The 16010-nt window shown below is 38.5% G+C and carries 13 protein-coding genes and 1 pseudogene; 10 read left to right on the forward strand and 4 right to left on the reverse strand.

Features of this window, described 5'->3' with window-relative positions; all coding sequences use genetic code 11:
* Window positions 1-411 precede the first annotated feature (411 nt).
* The 9 genes and pseudogenes from JMY03_RS08890 to JMY03_RS08915 all read left to right on the forward strand — a co-directional run bounded on the left by JMY03_RS08890 (window position 412) and on the right by JMY03_RS08915 (window position 9869).
* Window positions 412-840, forward strand: coding sequence for a restriction endonuclease subunit S (locus JMY03_RS08890; RefSeq protein ID WP_201603049.1), 429 nt, complete (start codon window positions 412-414; stop codon window positions 838-840).
* A 15-nt stretch (window positions 841-855) separates the two neighbouring features.
* Window positions 856-1473 (forward strand): restriction endonuclease subunit S, encoded by a 618-nt coding sequence (locus JMY03_RS08895; RefSeq protein WP_227675582.1) that lies wholly within the window; start codon window positions 856-858, stop codon window positions 1471-1473.
* A 17-nt stretch (window positions 1474-1490) separates the two neighbouring features.
* On the forward strand, window positions 1491-3317 hold the full coding sequence (locus JMY03_RS08900; RefSeq protein ID WP_201603053.1) for a DUF262 domain-containing protein: 1827 nt from the start codon (window positions 1491-1493) through the stop codon (window positions 3315-3317).
* Window positions 3317-5950, forward strand: a complete 2634-nt coding sequence (locus JMY03_RS08905) for a DUF262 domain-containing protein (RefSeq protein ID WP_201603055.1) — start codon at window positions 3317-3319, stop codon at window positions 5948-5950. The genes JMY03_RS08900 and JMY03_RS08905 overlap by 1 nt, the downstream gene beginning before the upstream one ends.
* Entirely contained in the window at window positions 5943-6755 is an 813-nt protein-coding gene (locus tag JMY03_RS13310; RefSeq protein WP_265089627.1) for a type I restriction endonuclease, read from the forward strand. Before JMY03_RS08905 ends, JMY03_RS13310 begins: the two co-directional genes overlap by 8 nt.
* 39 nt (window positions 6756-6794) lie before the next feature.
* The gene (locus JMY03_RS13315) at window positions 6795-6902 is read left to right on the forward strand and encodes a hypothetical protein (RefSeq protein WP_265089633.1); all 108 of its coding nucleotides are present in this window, start codon (window positions 6795-6797) and stop codon (window positions 6900-6902) included.
* Window positions 6859-7497, forward strand: a pseudogene (locus tag JMY03_RS13320) (DEAD/DEAH box helicase family protein). Before JMY03_RS13315 ends, JMY03_RS13320 begins: the two are co-directional and overlap by 44 nt.
* Before the next feature lie 6 nt (window positions 7498-7503).
* A complete protein-coding gene (locus JMY03_RS13325; RefSeq protein ID WP_265089628.1) occupies window positions 7504-9135 on the forward strand; it encodes a type I restriction enzyme subunit R domain-containing protein in 1632 nt (543 codons plus the stop codon).
* The gene (locus JMY03_RS08915; RefSeq protein ID WP_201603057.1) at window positions 9132-9869 is read left to right on the forward strand and encodes a M48 family metallopeptidase; all 738 of its coding nucleotides are present in this window, start codon (window positions 9132-9134) and stop codon (window positions 9867-9869) included. The genes JMY03_RS13325 and JMY03_RS08915 overlap by 4 nt, the downstream gene beginning before the upstream one ends.
* Before the next feature lie 40 nt (window positions 9870-9909).
* Here the strand turns inward: JMY03_RS08915 and JMY03_RS08920 are convergent, their stop codons facing one another.
* The 4 genes from JMY03_RS08920 to JMY03_RS08935 form a co-directional block, all read right to left on the reverse strand.
* On the reverse strand, window positions 9910-10536 hold the full coding sequence (locus JMY03_RS08920; protein ID WP_201603060.1) for a hypothetical protein: 627 nt from the start codon (window positions 10534-10536) through the stop codon (window positions 9910-9912).
* Window positions 10537-10645: 109 nt separating this feature from the next.
* The gene (locus JMY03_RS08925) at window positions 10646-11323 is read right to left on the reverse strand and encodes a hypothetical protein (protein ID WP_201603062.1); all 678 of its coding nucleotides are present in this window, start codon (window positions 11321-11323) and stop codon (window positions 10646-10648) included.
* 26 nt (window positions 11324-11349) lie between these two features.
* Window positions 11350-12441 carry a helix-turn-helix transcriptional regulator gene (locus JMY03_RS08930; protein ID WP_201603064.1) on the reverse strand — a complete coding sequence of 364 codons (1092 nt, stop codon included), beginning with the start codon at window positions 12439-12441 and terminating at the stop codon, window positions 11350-11352.
* A 67-nt stretch (window positions 12442-12508) separates the two neighbouring features.
* Complete coding sequence (locus JMY03_RS08935; RefSeq protein WP_201603066.1) at window positions 12509-13372, reverse strand: PP2C family protein-serine/threonine phosphatase; 864 nt, start codon at window positions 13370-13372, stop codon at window positions 12509-12511.
* Between the two features lie 471 nt (window positions 13373-13843).
* Between JMY03_RS08935 and JMY03_RS08940 the strand changes: the two genes are divergently transcribed.
* On the forward strand, window positions 13844-16009 hold the full coding sequence (locus tag JMY03_RS08940) for a DEAD/DEAH box helicase family protein (protein WP_201603068.1): 2166 nt from the start codon (window positions 13844-13846) through the stop codon (window positions 16007-16009).
* Window position 16010: the final 1 nt, after the last annotated feature.

Genomic DNA, 16010 nt, shown 5'->3' on the forward strand with positions numbered 1-16010 from the left:
GTTGTGTCTTACAACTACTTTTGCAAGAGGTCTAATAACTATAGTATAAATTTTGATAAAAATACACCAATCAATTAGCGTACACGACAACTGCTGTCGTTAAGTTTAGTCAGCCTGAGTTTTGATACTATCTTGTCATAGTTGTTAAGATTAGAATTCACCTCTTACGACATTAGATGACGCATAGTATCTCCTCTGCTCTAAACATCCTTCTCATTTAGTCGCACTAACTCTACACTAGACTCGATAATTATTAGCCGTTTAAGTCAGGCTATACAGTAAGCAAACAAGCAGTAATGTGCTACCATTCTTCGATATTTTTTCATTCAATAAAGCATTCTCTAAACATAAGATTTATAACTATGGCACTTAAGAAAACCGAAATTTATTCTACCCTTTGGGCAAGTTGCAATGAGCTACGCGGTGGCATGGATGCCAGCCAATACAAAGACTATTGCTGGATTAGTAAATTTGGTCAATGGAAAGTATGGCGTTTCAGATAATACTATTGTGATCAACTTAAATAATAATAATGATGTTGAGTTTATTAAGTCTTGGCTAATCAAAAAGGACTTAAATACTTTAGTGTTTGGTTCAGGTCAACCTCTAATAACAGGTACCCAATTAAAGAAACTGCTAATCCCACTACCTAAACTAAAAGAACAAACCGCCATCGCCACTGCTCTATTCGATATCGATAATTTAATCGGGTCATTAGAAAAGCTCATTGCCAAAAAAGAAGCCATCAAAACCGCTACCATGCAACAGCTACTTACAGGTAAAACGCGCTTGCCTGAATTTGCTACTCGTGAGGATGGTAGCCTAAAAGGTCTTAAATAGACTGAGTTAGGGCAGATTCCTAAGGATTGGGAGCACAAAACTCTTTTCGAAATGACAGAGAACAAAGGGCTTGTTAGAGGTCCATTTGGTGGGGCATTAAAAAAAGATAGTTTTGTTAGAACAGGTTTTAAAGTATATGAACAAAGAAATGCAATCTATGCAAATACAGAGATTGGCAAATACTATATCGATAGAGATAAATTCAATGAGCTACAGCGATTTACAGTTAAACCTAAAGATTTCATAGTAAGCTGCTCGGGTACAATAGGCAAAATCTATCAGATCCCTGTTAATGCCCCTGAAGGTATTATTAACCAAGCTCTATTGAAAATAACTCTTAGTAAAAATACTGATGAGCGCTTCTTTTATCAGATTTTTAACTCTAAAGAGTTTCAAGAAAGCATCACTGATAGTACTCAAGGCGGTGCTATGAAAAACTTGATTGGAATGTCAGAGTTTAAAAAAAGTATCATGCTAATGCCTCCCAAAACAGAACAAACCGCCATCGCCACTATACTTTCTGATATGGATACCGAAATTCAAGCATTGCAGCAGCGTTTAGAGAAAACCAAAGATATTAAACAAGGCATGATGCAGCAGTTGCTGACTGGAAAAGTGCGGTTGGCGCATTAAAATTATAAGGAAGTAAGATGCAAAATAATAAATTGGAAATAAAACCAATAGTCGACCTATTGGATGAAAGTTTCTATATCCCTGCTTATCAACGTGGCTACCGCTGGAAAGAAAAACAAGTTCAAGACTTATTAGAAGATATCAGAGAGTTTTATCTGACCTCACTGAACTCCGAAAAGGATACTTTTTACTGCTTACAACCTGTTGTCGTCAAACAGCGTGAAGATGGCTCTTGGGAAATCGTCGATGGACAACAACGACTAACCACTATTTACATCATTTTAACCTGCTTGAAAGATATACCCTCGCTATTATGCAAGGCACCTTATGAAATTAGTTATGAGACTAGAGCAAAATCCTCCGATTTTTTAGCCAATATCAACGAAGATCAAGCTAGAGATAATATCGACTTTTTCCATATTTATAAAGCTAAAGAAGCCATCAAATCATGGTTTGATGAGCAAGAGGACTCAGATAAACATAACTCTATAAAGACGCCTTTAATCAATTTAGATAATAAAAGTGTAAAAGTAATTTGGTATGAACTCAGTGACTATGAGGTACCCACCCAAGTCTTTTCAAGACTTAATGTCGGAAAAATACCGCTGGTAAGTGCAGAGCTTATTAAGGCATTGTTCTTAAAATCAAGCAATTTCACTTCAGAATCGAAGTCGAAGGACGCCCAAAGCCTATTGCAGCTTACACTCTCCCAAGAGTGGGATACCATTGAGAAAAGTCTTCAAAACGATGCTTTTTGGTATTTTCTGAGCAACAAGAACCTTGAGTCAAATCGCATTGATTTATTGCTTTCTCTTAGAGCATCAGACCATAGTGAAATTGAAAATAGTAAAGATGAATTAAACACTTTTTTGCAATTTAATGAGTTGCTAAATGAAGATAACTTTGACATGGTTCGAGAATGGAAAAGCATCAAGCGTTTAATGATGACATTAGAAGAATGGTTTAATGACCGCGAACTATTCCACTTAATCGGCTATTTAATAACTGAGGGCAAAACGATTTCTGAAATTATGCGACTTAGTAAAGATAGCCGAGATAAGCAACATCTAAGACATAAACTTATAGGACAAGTTTTTAACCTGACTTTTGATGCTAAATTCAATGCCTTGTCATCATCTGATGAAATTGAATTGAAAGTCCGCAATCACTTATCAGAGCTTGATTATGAGTCTAAGAACTTGAGTAAGATTCGCCGTATCTTTCTACTTTTCAATATTGTCAGCTTATTGAGCAACCCCAAATCAAACTCTCGCTTTCAATTTGATAGGTATAAAAGTGAGAATTGGGACGTTGAACATATACGCTCAGTAGCCTCAGATATGCCCGAAGGCATTAGTAATCAAATGAAATGGCTAACAGATGTTAAAGACTATTTAGATAAATCACCAGTTGATAAAAGCGCTTTTAAGCTGGATGAAGCTGATCAAGATAAAAAGCAACGTATCAATAATGAAATCAACCAAATCCTTCAAGCACAAACCTTTCAACAAAATAAGTTTGAGAATGTCTATAAGAGTATCATAGAGATCTACGATCCTAGCAATGCCGAAGCAGTAGATAACTCAATCGGCAATCTAACTTTGCTTGATAGATACAGCAATCGCAGTTATAAAAACGCCATCTTTCCGATTAAACGTAAACATATTATTGAGCTTGATAAAAAGGCAATATATGTGCCCTTATGTACCAAAAATGTATTTTTAAAGTATTACAGTCAAAATTTAGACAATATGCTTTACTGGAGTTCAAACGATAGAGATGACCATCATGATGCTATCGTAGAAACGATAACAGAATACTTTTTTAAAAATGGAGCTCAATAATGAACATGGGAGAAAGAGTAACCTTTAATGAGCTATTAGATATAGTAAACTTTATAGAAATTCCAATTATCCAGCGTGATTATGCCCAAGGACGCAAAGATCAGTCAGAGGTTAGAGATGCTTTTTTAGACTCTCTGTTTTCAGCTCTAATCATAGATAAGACTTATGATGATCAACCGTCTCTAAATTTGGATTTTGTATATGGCGACATTGATAAAACTGACACACTCTCAGTACTAGATGGCCAGCAGCGTCTTACAACTTTATTTTTATTACATTGGTTTTTGGCAGTAAAACATAACCATTTAACAGAGTTTAAAGCGCGTTTTACTTTAGAAGGTAATTCACGCTTTACCTATAAAACCCGTCCAAGTTCATCAGAATTTTTTGATGCTTTATTATCTAACGGTACTATCGAGCAACGTTACCATGCATTAACTAAATTTAATGTAGATCAAACAACCGAATCTAGCAAAACCAATAAATATACTATTGACCAACTCATTACTGACAGCACTTGGTTTTTTTCAGCTTGGAAACAAGACCCTACTGTGCAAGCTTGCCTTAACATGCTAAAGGCGATTGAAGAAAGATTTGCACTCTATGATGAAGATTTATACCTGCGGATTATGGATAGCGATAACCCTTGTATCACTTTCCAATTTTTGCCCTTGAGCAAGTTTGGGTTATCTGATGAGTTATATATCAAAATGAACGCGCGAGGTAAACCCCTCACCCCATTTGAAAACTTCAAAGCTAATCTACAACAAATTATAAAGTCGTTTTCTGAAGAACTGCCTAATTATGATTTAGCAGCTAGAGGTGGTGTAGTCAATGGTTATGAGTACTTTATTCATAAGATCGACACCGACTGGGCAGATCTGTTTTGGACGTATCGGACTGTTGGTGATAAGCATGATTCCTATGATGATGAGCTTATGAACTTTATTCGCTTAATTATTCTATACCAATATATTATCGATACTAAAAACAATGATAGTAAAAGTGAAGATAAGCTCAATACTTTTTTTGCACAAAAAGCCAAGTTGCAGCACTTAACAATAGCTCAGTACACTAAACTAAATTGTTTTACACCTAATTTTGTAACTAACCTCATGGGTCTTTTAGATCTGCTCGATCTAGATGACTATCACAACCATCATCTCAAGACTTACTTACCTGACACATATAATAAGACACATTATTCAGAAGTGTCTATGTTCAAAAAGGTACTAGCAGATAATACTATTTATCCTGAAAAGCTACGGTTCTATGCTTTTTATCGTTTTCTCTCAAAAAAGCTCAATTCAGCTAACAACATTGATGCTAATGACATTCAATCTGAGCTCATTGAATGGGTACGTGTCATTTATAACTTAACTGAAAATACTATCTTTAATACCTCAAAAGACTTTTTAGAAGCTCTGTTGTCAATTGAAAAGCTAAGTAAGTTTGACTCTCCTATTTTAAATACCCTTACTGATAGACCTGGGCTCGTCTTGAGTAGAATTTCAGAAGATCAGCTTGTTGAGGAGAAGATTAAAGCTCATTTGATATTAAGATCAGATCAGTGGAAACAGGCGATTCTAGAAGCTGAAAAACAATCATTTTTTGATAGCGATAAGAAACGTCCATTTTTTGACGGTCAAATCGGCTTCCTACTGAACTTTTCAGGTATTTTAGAGTATTACAGAGAGCATGGTGATTGTAAGTGGGAAATGGATCAAAACAGTATATATTTTGCTAATTTTGAGAAATACGCCCAGTCAGCGGGAGCCGTTTTTGACCTACTCCAACACAACTCCTCCGACATTAATTATATATGGGAACGCGCTGTATTAAGCAAAGGGGAATACTTTACTCAAAGAGGACAAGATCGTTATAACTTATTAAGCAGTCGCTCTACTAAACATAACATTGATCGTGATCATAGTTGGAAGAGACTACTACGCATTGGCTCTGCTTATATGAAGCGAGAAGAAACAAGTACCAAAATCGAAGAAAGACAGTCATATATAAAAGCTGTATTAGACGATAAGGATTTCGACGTTTACGATGTCAAACGTTCACTACAGAAAATCTGTGACAAAGCACTGGCTAGCAATAGTTTAGTTAAATGGCGTGCACATTTCATACAACATCCTGAGCTTTTCAAAGATTGTAAGCAAGGGTTCATTCTTAAGAATGAGGATGAGTTTGTACTGTTTAAAGAAGCCCAACGTAACCATACGCAATATGAACTTTATACCCGTGTTATTGAAATCAAACTGAATCAAGACAAATCCTTAATTAGGCCTTTCAAGCATCTCAATTATCAGGAGGTTATGTCTAGTGCCATACCTGCCAGTCTAAAGATAGAAGGTTGGAATTATGCAAGCAGTGATTACCACTTCGAAATTATTAAGTCTTCAAACAACTTTATAATCCGATTTAAAAACGGCTCATCAAACGATTACCCTCAAAAAGTTACTGATGTGCTTGAAGGCAATGGATTTCAACACAAACATATCACAGATAAAGAAACAGGCGATGAAGCAGTGCACTACGAGATTAGCTCATTAACATCGGTAGATGACGTGATCAGTCAGCTTATTCAAACTTGTAGCTCATTGAGGAGTATTGAGAATGAGTAACGTCACCGACATAGAAAGACTCACTCAGAACCGTGTCATACCCTTTTTCACCGATACGCTTGGTTATCGCTATCTCGGCGACTTCAAAGACCGACCTAATAACAAAAACATTGAGTCCGAGATTTTAGCGGCGTGGCTAAGCTCACGTAATGTCAGCCGTACATTGCGAAATAGAACCATTAACGTTCTAGAAAAAGCAGCCGCTTTAGGCAGTGGCGTTAAACTATACGATGCCAATAAAGAGGTCTATAGACTACTCCGTTATGGCATCAAAGAAAAAGAAGGCACAGGGGATCATAAAGAGACTGTCTGGTTAATTGATTGGGATAATATAGAGGCCAATGACTTTGCCATTGCCGAAGAGGTCTCCATCAATGGCGAAAATAAAAAACGTCCTGACATCGTCCTTCATGTCAACGGCATTGCACTAGGCGTTATTGAACTTAAACGCTCTAGCATCAACGTCACCGAAGGTATTCATCAAAACTTAGATAATCAAAAGAAAGAATTTATTCGCAGCTTCTTTAGCGCCATACAATTGGTTATGGCAGGTAATGATACCCAAGGCCTACGCTATGGCACGATCGAAACGCCTGAGAAATATTACCTAGAATGGAAAGAAGCCAACCCCAATCATACACCCCAGTCTGATACTAGCGTACCGACGCACCTTACCTTAGCAAACGCTAACTTCACCGATCAGCCCTTAGACTTCCATCTGTATCATATGTGCAATAAGCACCGATTCTTAGACATCATTAATAACTTCATTGTCTTTGATTCGGGTGTCAAAAAGACTTGCTGACACAATCAATATTTCGGAATACAGGCGGCAAAAAAACACATTGCGCAGCGCAAAGATGGGATTGTTTGGCATACCCAAGACTCAGGCAAAAGCTTAACGATCGATGGTTTGGCTGGCCAAATGGATACGGGAGAATGTCACCAATAGCCGTGTACTCATCATTACTGACCGTACCGAGCTTGATGAACAGATTGAAAAAGTCTTTTTTGGTGTCGATGAATCAATATATCGCACCAAGAGCGGTGCTGATCTTATTAGCCAGCTAAATCGGCCTAACCCTTGGTTGCTCTGCTCCCTAGTTCATAAATTTGGGCGCGGCGTTGATGATTATAACCATGATAGTAAAGACACAGACGAATTCATAAAGGACATTCAAGCCAGCCTACCGTCAGACTTTAGCCCTAAGGGCGATTTATTTGTCTTTGTTGATGAGTGTCACCGCACTCAGTCTGGCAAGCTGCACGGCGCTATGAAGGCATTATTGCCAGAAGCGATGTTTGTCGGTTTTACCGGGACGCCACTACTCTAAAAAGATAAGAAGAAATCTATCGAAGTGTTTGGTCCTTTTATTCATACCTATAAGTTTGATGAAGCAGTTGCTGACGGTGTGGTATTGGACCTCCTGTATGAAGCACGTGATATCGATCAACAGCTTACCTCCTCTAAGAAAGTCGATGAATGGTTCGATGCTCATACTCGTGGCTTAACCAATATTGTTAAAAGCCAGCTTAAGCAAAAATAGGGAACCATGCAGCGGGTTCTGTCTAGCCAGTCGCGCATAGAGTGCATCGTCAATGACATCTTGCTCGATATGCAACAAGAACCAAGACTTATGGATGGTCATGGCAATGCCATGCTTGTGTGCAATAGTATTTATCAAGCCTGTAAATCTTATGAGGCCTTTGAGAACTCTTTCTTGAAAGGCAAAGTAGCAATTGTGACCAGTTACTTACCGACTGCAGATAGCATCAAAGGGGAAGAAACTGGCGAAGGCATGACAGAGAAGCTTTTCAAATATCGAATCTATCGTAGAATGATTGCTGATTATTATGACATCAGCGAACAAGAAGCAGGCTCTAAGGCCGAGGACTTTGAAAAGTCAGTTAAAAAACGCTTCATCGAAGAACCAGGTCAAATGCGCCTACTAATCGTCGTCGATAAACCGCTAACAGGCTTTGATGCACCTTCTGCTACCTATCTATATATCGATAAAAAGATGGCTGATCACAATCTCTTTCAAGCCATTTGCCGGGTTAATAGACTTGATGGTGCAGAAAAAGACTATGGCTATATCATTGATTATCAAGATTTATTTCAGTCTTTAAACAGTACTATTTCTGACTATACGCAAGGCGCGTTCTCAAGATACGAAGATGAAGATATTGATGGGCTGTTAAAGAACCGCTTAACTGCAGCAAAACAAAACCTAGATGATGCCCTAGAGATGGTCAGAGGACTGTGTGAGCCTGTTAAATACCCCAGCAATACACAAGATTATGGCGCTTACTTTTGTCCTAGTGATGGCACGACTGAGGCCGAAAAAATAGAACAAGAACAGCTTAGACTGACCCTGTACAAAAGCGTCTCCAAGCTGATACGTGCTTATGGCAATATTGCTAATGAAATGGCGGAAGCGGGATATAGCGATCAGGAGATAAAACGCATTAAAGACGATGTAAAACACTTTGAGTCCGTGCGTAATAACATCAAGCTTATGAGTGGCGACCATATCGATATGAAAAGCTATGAACCGACCATGCGTAGGATGCTAGACACTTATATTCATGCCACGCCTAGTGAGACGGTCATCGACTTCGAAGATTTAGGACTTATTGAGCTTATTGTCAATCGAGGAGCTGAAGCTCTAATCAAAGCCATACCTGAAGATATAGCGAGCAACCCTGAAAACGTCGCAGAGACCATTGAAAACAATGTTCGCAAAACGATTGTGGATGAAAACCCTGTCAACCCAAAGTACTACGAGCATATGTCTGCCCTACTCGATGAGCTCATTGAGCTACGCCGACAAAAAGCCATTGCTTACGCTGAGTACTTACAAAAGATACGCCAGCTAACCTCTAAAGTAATCAATCCAACTGGCACAGCAAGTGGTGACGCATATCCTGAGGCTATTAACACCCCTGTTAAGCGTGCACTATATGATAACTTCGATCAAAATGATAACTTGGATCAAAATGAGGACTTGGCAGATAAAGTAGACGCTGCTATTAGACTCAATAAACATACTGATTGCTGGGGTCACCTAATCAAAGAGCGCAAGATTAAAAACGCGGTGCATCAGGTCATTAAACAATATGAAGTTGATACCGACATCGACGCGCTGATTAATTTGGTTAAAGCACAACAGGAATATCAGTGATTGTTAACTCAGCGCTTATTAAGATTGGCGAGTTGGATATACATTTAACTCGCAAGGATATTAAAAACCTACATATCAGCGTGATGCCACCTGATGGACAGGTCAGAGTATCTGAGCCTGATGCTATGACCGATACGGCCATTCGGATGGCTGTTATTCACCGTATACCTTGGATTCGGCGTCAGCAGGCTGCCTTTGCCAAGCAAGAGCGCCAATCTACAAGGGAGATGGTAAATGGAGAGACACACTATCTATGGGGCAGGCGTTACCGGCTCGAAGTGATTGAGCTTGATGACCTAAAGTCTCAAACCGTCAAACTAAAAAGCGTCAAGCTTATACTAAGTGTAAATAAGGGAGCATCTGATGAAGCAAAGCTTAAGCTATTGTCTGAATACTATCGTGGCCGATTAAAAGCCAGAGCACCCGATCTTATCGATAAATGGTCGAAGAAAACTGCTGTCACTATCAGCGGTTGGCAGATCCAAAAAATGAAAACCAAATGGGGCAGCTGTAATATAGAAGAAGGAAACATACGGCTTAACTTAGATCTGGCCAAAAAGCCACTACCCTGTTTGGAATATATCATCTTGCATGAATTGCTACATTTTAAAGAGCGGCAGCACAATGATAGGTTCAAGGCCCTGCTGGACACTCACATGCCCGATTGGCGATCTAGACGCGACTTACTCAATCAAATGCCATTAGGACAAGAGAACTGGAAGCATCAAGAGTAATGCTTTAGTTATAGACTAACGCCTAAGTCTGGGCTTATACCTACTCCTCAGCATATATCGCCTTTAACCCAAAAGTATTAAACTCATCAGTACTACTTGAACTACAGTATATAGATGCTTCATCACCAGACAACAATCCTTCAACAGCTTCTGTCACATAAGCAATAGATTCCAGTGGTAAAGCTTGCATGCTCTGCATTCCAACTAGCACCCCTTTAGTATCACTAGCTTTTGCAAGTAAACTGATTAGATTGTATGTAACTACTTTTATCATATCGAATTCAGGCTCGCCTGTAGCACTCGCTTGAACAAACTGGAATGAATTGCCGCACTCAAACAGCCTTTTAACATCTACAACATCTATACCAATTAAGGTGCTAGCAGCCTTTACGTCAAGCAATGCAATGACATCGTTTACTTCATCAGGCCGACAATTAATAACCCCATCTATAATGTTCAGAACCTCAAACTGGCTGTCTACTGTTTGTAACCCAACTAAAAGGTAAGCGCCCGTTTTTTCTTTTAGCTCACGCAGCATCTGCTCGTTCCAATCATCGTTCATAATAAAGCAGACGATAATAGAAGGCGAAAAACAGTCCATATTTGGCTTGTATAGGGCTGTACAGGGTATGTCATTTTCGTGTGACTCATCGAGTTGATATTTCATGACTGTATTCACCATTAATTGAGGATTCAGCACGCTCTATTAATCGTACTCCAAGCACATCAATCTACTAATATTCTCATGCTTGCTCTAGACTATACTTAGTGCATCCCTAACCTGCCACATATATCGCCTCTAACCTATAGTAGTTAGGCTTATCAGTGACTCTTGGGCCGTAAAACACTTCTGCATCATCAGAAATTTGGCTGTAAATAACATCTGGTACACCAGAAAATTCATCCTCAGATATCTTATGACCACTTTCAATATTGAGTACCATAGACTTAATATTAAGACTTTTAGGTGTTTGTTTTAGCAAATTATTAACGGCATATTCCAGTAGTTTTGCGCTTGGCATGCCCGTCACCTTAGTCTGTATATATCTGGCAGCCTTATCAGCGCCCCAGGGGAGTATAATATCTCTATAAACAATGCCCATCATACCCTGATGCAGTAACACCGATTCAAAAACGCTTATCACTTGCTCGACTTCATCGGCTTTGCAAATGATCATACGATCTATAATCTCGAACTTCTCAATATGCTTATCTGAAGTTTGTAGACCAAACAATGTGCCGAGACCTGTTTGTTGTTTTAACGCTAGTAATGACTGTTCATCCCAGCCGTCTTCGATAACAATAAACCCGACTTCAGATAGAACAGATATCTCTTTGTGCGGCCTATACAGCGCGACAAAGGATTTTCGCTTTTTCTGAAGCTTATTATCAGCTTCTTGAACAATATTATTAGTTAGAGATTCACTACAGTTAGAAGTACTATTTGCTGTCATATCTGCTTTCTCATTAAATAACTCTATTAATCGTTATCGTAAAGCGCCTTCCCACTTTCTAGGCGCTCCAAAATAACCGCCTTCAACTGAGCAGGTTCAACCACCACTGCCAACTGCGACATACTCACTAGCCAGTCTTGCAAGCGCTGCGTATTGGTAACGGTCGCGCGCACCTCGTTCCAAGTATTATCGATAACCGTAATCTGCTGATCATTTGATAATGGACGCTCATAGAGGTGCTGACACGCATATCTTTGTATTTTTAGAACTAGTCTAATTTCTAGACCATCATTCAATTCTAGCTTTCCTAGCTTACTTAGATTTTTAAGAGTGAAAGCATTGCGCGCGACCCAGTCTGGTATTGACTCATCCATGACGGCCGCTTTAGTGATACGGTTAACCGCAAAGTTTCGATGCGCCTTCAACAAGACGTTATCGTCAATATGATCCTCTACAGGATAAAAGCCTGTTAGGTACATCATATTATCGATAAAGACTAAACCCTTAGGATAAATCAGCTTTTCGTTAGCGCTTTCATCCCATTTTTTGCGGTAAGTAATTTTTAGCTGACAGCTATGAAGCAAAGCTTGGTGAATACTGGCGAGCACGTCACTATCAAGTTTCGGTGCTTGTACAACACTCGGCAGGGTAATGAGATGATTTTGCCACTGCCCTAGTCTGCCTTGATTGAAGCTGGTCTTATCTTGACGATCTAACTGGTCTAGCTTGTCGCTGATACTTTGCTTGAAAGACGTTGGTAAATAGTTTGCAGTATAGTTAGCAAGCATCTGCCAAAAGAACACCGTTTGCTCATTAATGACATCAATACTAAAGCTTGGCTCAATATAAAACCGTGCCGTCTGTCCGCTGATATTCTGACCCCAAGCTGGCTCTCTGACCAAGGCCTGACTATAAAAAATATCGTTAAATATTTGATTAAGACTCATTAGATCGTTTTCTAAGTTTTTACGCTCATTTGCGTAGCGGTCAGGATTAGCACCATAGACACTCATTAGCTCTGTCAGGGACATTGCGTTGACTTTGTCACGTGGTAGAAATTGATAGAGCGCAAACAAACGGGTAGATTTGTTGTAACTTGCGATTGGGTGTGTAGTCATATTGGCTGCTCTATAGGTTATTAAATCTATCAAATTATCACTTTAAAAGTGAACTGTCATAAGACAACTATTCAAACCGCACCGCAATAGCCGTACCGTTATCATAAGCATTACCATCCGAATCATAAACTTGCTGTTTGAGCGCTTGTAGCCACTCTTGTAAATCCGTTTGGTTATCGATAGGAGACCATTCATTACTCGTTACTAAATCATGAATACCATCAGTACAGATAATGAGGCTATCACCTGATTGCACCGTGATGTTATGTCTTGTGCTCTTTGGTAGCTCGCTGCTCAGATCATCACTTTCTACGGCTAACGCAAAGCACTCGGTAATGCTATATAAGCTGCCTGCCATACCTTTTCGATTGTACTCATCAAACTCTGCTTGGCGACCTTCTGCACGGGCTTGCTCATCGACTAGCTCATTTAATAAGTTATGATCACGAGTTAAGCACTGCCACTCTTTTGCCTCTTTGCCCAGCTTGTATACACGACTATCACCGACATGGGTGATGTCTATATTGATTGATTTATTGTCGTTTAGTGTTCCAACGATCATGGCGAGGGTTGTCGCAGCGCCATAACGTTTTTTTGGATGTTTGGTTTGGCTCAGTTGTTTATAGATATGATCTGAGGTCATGCTTAGGACGTTTGTTTGTTTGTCATCCCATAGTGCTTTAATTGCTTTGACCACTGCCTTTGAACAGTGCTGAGACTGATTGGAGCTAGCGACACCGTCTGATACTGCTAAGCAAAACGGCGCTTGCACTGAAGCTACAGGCATCACCCCTAATTCCTCTTGATACCAATGATCTAAAAAGAAAAACGCATCTTGTTGTAGTCCATTACTAGCATTGCCTTTAAAGGTAATAGCGCAAGCTTGAGCTATCATTTGGTTGGTATTTGGAACATCGTCCGTTTGGGTCATGATCTTACCAGCTCATTTATTATTCTCTACTTTAACGTCAGTATAGCGGACTACCTATCAGTTTATTTTCTAGGTTAGACACAATTTCAAATGCGTTTGAATATATATGCTCATATCATCTCTTGCTCGGATAGCTCTCCAATTAAACATTGATAAGTACAGCGCTTTTAACTTTTCTGTAGCACTTAACCCTTTCAAACAATAATAACTTGGAAGTTTAGACCTAATTAGTTCGGCTTATGTTGATAAATGCATTGATTAAAGCTACTTTTTAGAGTATAAAGCTTCTAGTTAGTCTTAACTAACAATTTCTTTTACTAGTATCTACTAATTAAACTGATAATTTATATATGTCATTAAATAGTTAATTACATGTGCTACGTGAGATACGTAAATCTTAGCATTATATAAATTATCAAGACTATTTTTGACGAAATACCTAGTCAGTGTACAGTTTATGGAATAGCTTCTATGGTACTGCTAAAAACAGCTATTTTTAATCCATTTGAAAATAATTTGGACGAAGAGTTATTTTTACCTGTTGTAAAAAATGCAATCGGTTATGACTGTATGATAGGTTATTTTAATAGTTCATCCTTTCGAGCTATAGCCCAATCACTTCTTTACTATTTACAGTCAGATGTTACTCATCGAATGCGTCTTATCGTTAGTCCAAACTTATCGAAGGGGGATATTACTACTCTTATCAACTTGTATGAAGGTGAAGGTAAGATAGATAATGATAATGTCATTGGGTTTATTTTGAATCAAGATAGCTTAAGCCAATCAACCTTACATGCTCTAGCTTATTTAATTAAGCTGGACAAAATTGAGCTTAAAATTGCCTTACCAAAATCAGGACTGTTTCATGTTAAATGTTGGTTAATTCCGCAAAGTGATGGTAGTGAAATAATAGTTCAAGGATCAAGTAATCATACTGAAAGCGGCCTAGTCAGGAACTTTGAATATTTAAGTGTTGATTCTACTTTGATGAGTGAGCAGTCATTACATATCTGTCAAAAATTACGCAAAGACTTTGATCTGTTATGGGAGAATGACTATCCTGAAGTTACTTGTGGTAATTTGAGCTTAAATGTATTACGGGCTCTACTGCTGCAATTTTCATCTACCCAAGTTTCTAATAAATATACTAGGCAATATTTATTAAATGCATTAAGCCAAGCTCTTAAGCAGCAGGAGTCCGAACCTATGCAACCTGAGGACTATATCTCAAACCTTGAAAGTCTTTTATCAGGCTATGAGCCTGATACGTTGACCACTCCTGATTGGCTAGACTATCGTACAGGCGATTATGCTCATCAGGGCGATGCAATAGATGCTTGGTTTGCAAATCAAAATAGAGGCATACTATCTATAGCAACAGGTGGTGGTAAAACTCTTACCTCATTAACTACTGCTACCCTATTAAGTAAGTCTTTGAAAAATATATTGATCGTTATTGCTGTTCCTACTAAGGCGTTAATGGCTCAATGGCAGAATGAAGTTGCATTGTTTGGAGCGAATGCTGTAAATCTTAATAACGTCAGCGGTTCTAAGAATAAGTTAAGTAAAATTGATCATGCTTGTAAGAACCTTAAGTTTAACTCTTCACATGTTGAGGTATTAATAGTTAGCCATAATGCTCTTAAATCTGAACTAATGGCTAGAATAAAGAGATACTCAAGATCGTTTAGTACGCTATTAATTGCAGATGAAGTGCATAACCTTGGTAGTACTGGTTTTGTAGAAAATCCACCAGATTTTTTTGATTATAAAATTGGTCTTTCGGCAACACCAATACGCCAATATGATGAAGAAGGTTCGGAATTTTTATTACAGTACTTTGGTGATGTGGTCTATGACTTCCCACTTGATAAAGCGATTGGCAAGTGCCTTGTTCCATTTGATTATTATGCTCACATTATTCACTTAACGGCAGAAGAGAATGATAATTTCTACGAGCTAACCCAAAAGATAAGACGGCTATCTTTTGCAGCCAATGCCAATAAAGATAGTATCGAGTTTCAAAATTGGTCAAGACTTTGTATCAAACGACGTAAAATTATTGAAACCGCAGAGAATAAAATATTCAGCTTCAAGCAATGCCTTCCCTCTAAAGGCTCTGACATTAGAAATTCGCTAGTTTTTTGCAGTGACAAACAACCAGAGCAACTTGAACTCATAAACGATATTTTAAATAAACAACATGTTAACTTCCATCAGATAACCAGTCAAGAAACCGCTAATAACGCTACCTTGAAGCAAATTATTGATGAATATAATCAAGGTAGAATACAAGTTTTAACTTCTAAACGGGTTTTAGATGAGGGGTTTAATGTACCACAAACGCAAACTGCCTATATTCTTGCCAGCAATACCACAAAAAAGCAATGGACACAACGGCTTGGACGAGTATTAAGAAAAGATAAGGGTAAAGATAGCGCTAGTATTCATGATTTTATTGTCATGCCTTCTATATCTGGTATTGTTATGGATGATGACTTTAAAAATTTATTAAAATCTGAAGCCGCACGTATACAGTTTTTTCTTCAGTTTTCAAGAAATGGTACCGAACAAAACGGTGCAGTTGAACTTCTTGGTAAAATTGGAGATTTATTACAAGGAAAAAGGATATAAC

The sequence above is a fragment of the Psychrobacter submarinus genome (assembly GCF_904846685.1).
GTDB classification, from domain to species: Bacteria; Pseudomonadota; Gammaproteobacteria; order Pseudomonadales; family Moraxellaceae; genus Psychrobacter; species Psychrobacter submarinus.